Here is a 4,934-nt window from a genome sequence, read left to right as displayed (position 1 = left end):
CACTGCTGGAGCCGGCCTATGCCGCGCGCCCCGACGACAAGGCGGTGGCGCTGGCATTCGCGGCACTGCGGGCCGAACAGGCCGGCACCGACCTTTACAACAACAACCAGCCCGCCCGCGCCCGCGCCCGCGCGACCGACGCCGAAAAGGCCACCGCGCCGTTCGCAACGCACGACGCCGACGCAGCGCGGCTGCATGCGCTTGCGATCCAGGCACAGGGCGACAGCTATGGCTGGAACGACGACTTTGCTGCCGCATTGCCGTTCCATCTGCGCGCCGAGGCCTTTCTGAAGGCGCTGCCCGCCGCACTGCTGGGAAATGTTCTGGTGCGCGGCGCACGCAGCGGCAATCTGCGCCTGCTGGCCGAGGTGCAGCACAAGCTGAAGCAGGAAGACGCCGCGCGCGCGACGATCGATCAGGGGATTGCAATCAATCGCGGGCTGCTGGCCGAAGCGCCGGACGACCCGAAGTTGCGGCGCAAGCTTGCGATGTCGCTGTGGTATGCGGCAGTCGTCCATCGCACCAACGAGCGCGACCGGGAAGCGCGCGCCGCGATCGCCGAGGCGGTGGGGCTTGCCCGGCAGATGGTCGCACGGGATCCGCACGACAGCAGCGGGCTGCAACTATTGGCGCTGACCAGCGAAATCGAGGCGCAACTGTACATGGACAGCGGCGACAAGGCGAAAAGCTATGCCGCATCGGAAAGCGCGCTTGGGGCACACCGCACGCTGGTCGAGCTGGCCGGTGGCGCGCCTGGCGCCCTGCGCAGCTATACCGCGACGCTGCGGACGACTGCGAGCAACCGCTACAATTTCGGCGACATCGAGGGCGCCTGCACGCTGTGGCGACAGATACTTGCGAACATCGGTGAACTTCAGGCGAAATCGGCGCTGACCGAACTGGACCGCCGGAATGTGCTGGCAGAAACACGCGGCTTCATGCGCGACATCTGCGAGGGGAAGAAGCCGAAAGCGCAGTGGCCCGCCCGGATGTAGCCGCCGGCAAACGCCGACGATCCGGACCGGTTCATCGGCCCGGATCGTCGGGGAGGCGCCCTAGAAGCGCACCGTCGCTTCGACGGACACGCTGCGCGGCGCTTCCACATAGAGGATCGCGCGCGGAACTGCGGTGATCGGCGCGGGCAGCAGGAACGCGCTTCCCGTCGTCAGTTTGTTGGTCAGGTTGCGGCCCAGAAGCGCGACATGCCAGCGATCATCGCGCGCGCCATATTGCAGCCGCGCATCCAGTTTGGCGAAGCCGGGCTGGACGCCATACCACGGATCCTGGTTGTCGGCGTTGTAGAAGCGGCTGCGCCCGGCGACGGTTGCAGTGATGTCGATCGCGTTTTCGGCGCCGACATCGATGCGGCCATGCGCCTGCAGACTGCCCATGAACTTCGACGAAAGCGCCGGGCGCCTGCCGGCCAGATCGCAGGTGCCGTTCGGCCCCGGCGTCATGCCGACGAGGCAGGCGGCGCCGGGGAAGCTGTTGTATTTCAGATCCTGATAGGCAGCATTCGCGGTGATGTCGAAGTTGTCGGTCGGGCGAAGCACGATCTGGGCTTCCACCCCGCGCGACGTGGCGGTGGCGGCATTGCCGGTCACATAGGTCGAGACTTCGGGCTTGTAGACCGAAACCTGAAGATCGGTGAACCGGGTGTTATAGACCGAGAGGTTCAGCGTCATCATGCGGTCGAACAGCGAGGATTTGACGCCTGCTTCGAAGTTGCGCGAGCGTTCGTCGTTGAACTCGAAGGTATTTTTCGTCGGCGTGTTGACGACGCCGAAGGTGTTCGAAACGAAGCCGCCGGCCTTGGAACCGCGACCGAAGCTTGCATAGAGCATGACGTCGCGGGCGACATCATATTGCACCGTGACCGACGGATCGAGGTTGTTATCGGCGCGCCAGCCTGCCGCCGAGGTGATCGGACGCAGCGGGAACGGGCCATAATCAAGCGCGGCGGCGAACGTCGCCCGCTTGTGGGTGTTGGTGTAGCGCAGGCTGCCGATCACGCGGAATTCCGGCGTCAGGTTCAGCGTGCCCTGCCCATAGACCGAGAAGGTCCGCGAGGATTGATTGAAGTTCGAATGCTGCAACCCGAGGTAGTTCAGCGCGGCGATGTTGAAGCCGGTGTTGTTCTGCATGAAATAGGCGTTGTTGTCGTAATAGCCGCCAAGCACATATTCCAGCGTGCCGCCGGTCGGCGACAGCAGACGGATTTCCTGCGAGAACTGGTGGAAGCGTTCCGGGTAGCGGTTATAAACGCTGTTCGGCGTGGTGCCGCCGTTCGCCGTCGTCTGGTCGAAACCGTTCACCCGGTCGGCCCGGAACCACGAAACGCCGGTGATCGACTGCAGGGTGAATTCCCCCACGGAAAGATTGCCCGTGCCCGAGATCAGGAAGGCGCGGTTCTTGTCGAGTTCCGGCCCAAGCCCGCCATCGGCGAGATAGCGGTCGAGGCGCGGCTGCTGCGGCTGGCCGACCGGGCTGGACACGGTGTTGCCGCCCTTGAACTCGCGGTTCACGAACTCGAAGCGGGCGGTATAGTCGAAGCTGTCGGTCGGGACGAAACGCAGCGTGGCGCGCACCAGTTGCTCGTCCATCGACGGGTCCTTGCGGCCGGTCGCATGGTTCGAGAGGTAGCCGTTGCGGTGGCCGACGCGGAAGGCGATGCGGGCCGACAGCGTGTCGGTCAACGGGCCCGAGGCATAGCCCGAGATCTGCGGGCCACGGTTCGAGATGTCATAGAGACCGGTCAGCCGGAACTCGGGCGTGGTGGTAGGCAGGGCGGAAACGATGCTGATCGCGCCTGCGGGCGTGTTCTTGCCGAACAGCGCGCCCTGCGGACCGCGCATCACTTCGATGCGTTCGAGGTCGAAGAACTGTGCGCCCGACTGGCGCGCACGGCCGGCGTAGATGCCGTCGAGGAACAGGCTGACCGACTGGTCGAACGAATAGTTGGCCGGCGGCGAGCCGAAGCCGCGGATATAGATGGTGTCGTTGCCGGCGGTCGTCTGCACGAAGACGTTGGGCAGATAGTTCACCGCATCCTTCATGTCGGTGATGTTCAGCGCCTTCAACTGCGCGCCCGACATCACTTCGATCGAGATCGGCACGTCCTGCACATTCTGTTCGCGCTTTTGCGCGGTGACGACGATGTCGCCGGATTCACGGGCTGCCTCGGCGGCCTGATCGGCTGCGGCCTCGGCGGCGACGGCAGGCGCTGCCGCCATCAGTGCGATTGCCACAGTGGCGCTTCCCGCCACAGCGATTGCCCTGCTGGCGCTTCCCGCCAGCCAGCGATTCGTGCCTGCGTCCATTCTATCCATCCTCCCGTCGACGGCTTTGGTATAGAGGCACCTCGGTGTGCCGCGCGGCCGTCACGAAACTTAGAATACGAATTAGTTTGCCATTGTCCAGCAGTTCGGTTCATGATCGGCGCAATCACTGGCAACTGTGGCAGTATTGCACAGCAGGGGCGGCAACAGGCCCAGGCCAGCGAGGGGGAGGGTAGGTAAATATGGCGACCAGCGAGAAGAATGATCCGGCAGGCCATGATTTCCAGCAGCTTGAAAACAGCATCGGCTATCTCTCGCGGGTGACGTTCCGGTCCTTCTCGGCGTTGCTCGAAAAGCGGACGATGGTGCATGGCGTTTCCGCCGGGCAGTGGCGCTTCCTCCGCCAGCTCTGGCGCGAGGACGGCATCACCCAGCGCGAGCTGAGCACGCGGGTAGGAATGCGCGAACCAACGACCGTCGTCGCGCTGAAGGGGCTGGAAAAGGCCGGGCTGGTTCACCGCGAGGCATCGACCGTCGATCGGCGCAAGGTGCATGTGTTCCTGACGCCTCGCGCAAGGCAACTGGAACCGCTGTTGCTGCCGTTTTCGACCGAAGTGAACGAACTGGCGACGCGCGGCATGACGCAGGGCGAGATCGATAGCCTGCGCGCGCTGCTGCGCCGCGTGGTGGCGAACCTTGCTGAAGAAGTGGCGCAGGTTCCGGCTTCCAGCGAAACCCGCGCCTGATCCTGCGCGCCAGCCGCGCCCATGTCGGCGGGGCTGGCGCTATGGGCAAAATATCGTTAGCATCCTAATCAATGATGCGCCGATCGCTTCGGGGACGGCCCCGCGTGCGCATCGCGCGAGAGGATCAGGATGGCGGCAACTGGTGGTGGCGAGACACTGTATGACCGGATCTGGCGCCGGCACAGCGTCAGCGAGGAAGACGGCGAAACGCTGCTCTATATCGACCTGCACCTGCTGCACGAGGTGACCTCACCGCAGGCTTTTGCCGGACTTGCCCAGCACGGCAGGCGCGTGCGGCGGCCCGAGCGGACGCTGGCGCTCTCTGATCACAATGTGCCGACCGAAAACCAGCGTGCCGGTATCGCGGCAATCGCCGACCCGGAAGCGCGCGCGCAACTGGCGAAGCTGGTCGAGAACAGCGATGCGTTCGGCGTCGAGCGGTTCGATCTGGGTGATCCGCGCAATGGCATCGTGCATGTGGTTGCACCCGAGCAGGGCCGCACATGGCCCGGTTCGACCATCGTCTGCGGAGACAGCCACACCTCGACGCACGGAGCGTTCGGGGCGCTGGCGTTCGGCATCGGCACATCCGACATCGAACTGGTGCTGGCGACCCAGACGCTGTGGAAGCGTAAAGCCCGCAACATGCGCATCACCATCGACGGGCGGCTGGGCGATGATGTAACCGCAAAGGACCTGGCGCTTGCGGTGCTGCACCGGATCGGTGTCGATGGAGCCAACGGCTTCGCGCTTGAATTCGCAGGCGAAGCCGTTCGCGCTCTGTCGATGGAAGGCCGGATGACGCTGAGCAACATGAGCGTCGAAATGGGGGCGCAGGCCGGGCTGATCGCGCCTGATCGGGTGACGTTCGATTATCTGGCCGGGCGTCCGGCTGCCCCGCACGGCCATG

The 4,934-nt window shown here is 64.8% G+C and carries 4 protein-coding genes; 3 read left to right on the top strand and 1 reads right to left on the bottom strand.

Annotated features, from left to right (window positions below):
* On the top strand, positions 1-995 hold a 995-nt coding region (locus AC16JP_RS12435; protein WP_484340932.1), incomplete at its 5' end, for a hypothetical protein.
* A 60-nt stretch (positions 996-1,055) separates the two neighbouring features.
* On the opposite strand, the gene AC16JP_RS12430 is transcribed toward AC16JP_RS12435, so the two are convergent.
* Positions 1,056-3,320 (bottom strand): TonB-dependent receptor, encoded by a 2,265-nt coding sequence (locus tag AC16JP_RS12430; protein WP_484340931.1) that lies wholly within the window; start codon positions 3,318-3,320, stop codon positions 1,056-1,058.
* Positions 3,321-3,520: 200 nt separating this feature from the next.
* On the opposite strand from AC16JP_RS12430, the gene AC16JP_RS12425 reads away from it, so the two are divergent.
* Together AC16JP_RS12425 and AC16JP_RS12420 are read left to right on the top strand one after the other, a co-directional pair.
* Positions 3,521-4,024: a MarR family winged helix-turn-helix transcriptional regulator gene (locus tag AC16JP_RS12425; RefSeq protein ID WP_484340930.1), complete on the top strand. Its 504-nt coding sequence runs from the start codon at positions 3,521-3,523 to the stop codon at positions 4,022-4,024.
* A gap of 129 nt (positions 4,025-4,153) precedes the next feature.
* Positions 4,154-4,934, top strand: a 781-nt coding sequence (locus AC16JP_RS12420) for an aconitase family protein (RefSeq protein ID WP_484340929.1), incomplete at its 3' end; no start/stop codon positions are given.

Source organism: Sandaracinobacteroides sp., assembly GCF_057137845.1.
This window is presented reverse-complemented; position numbering and strand designations above follow the sequence as displayed.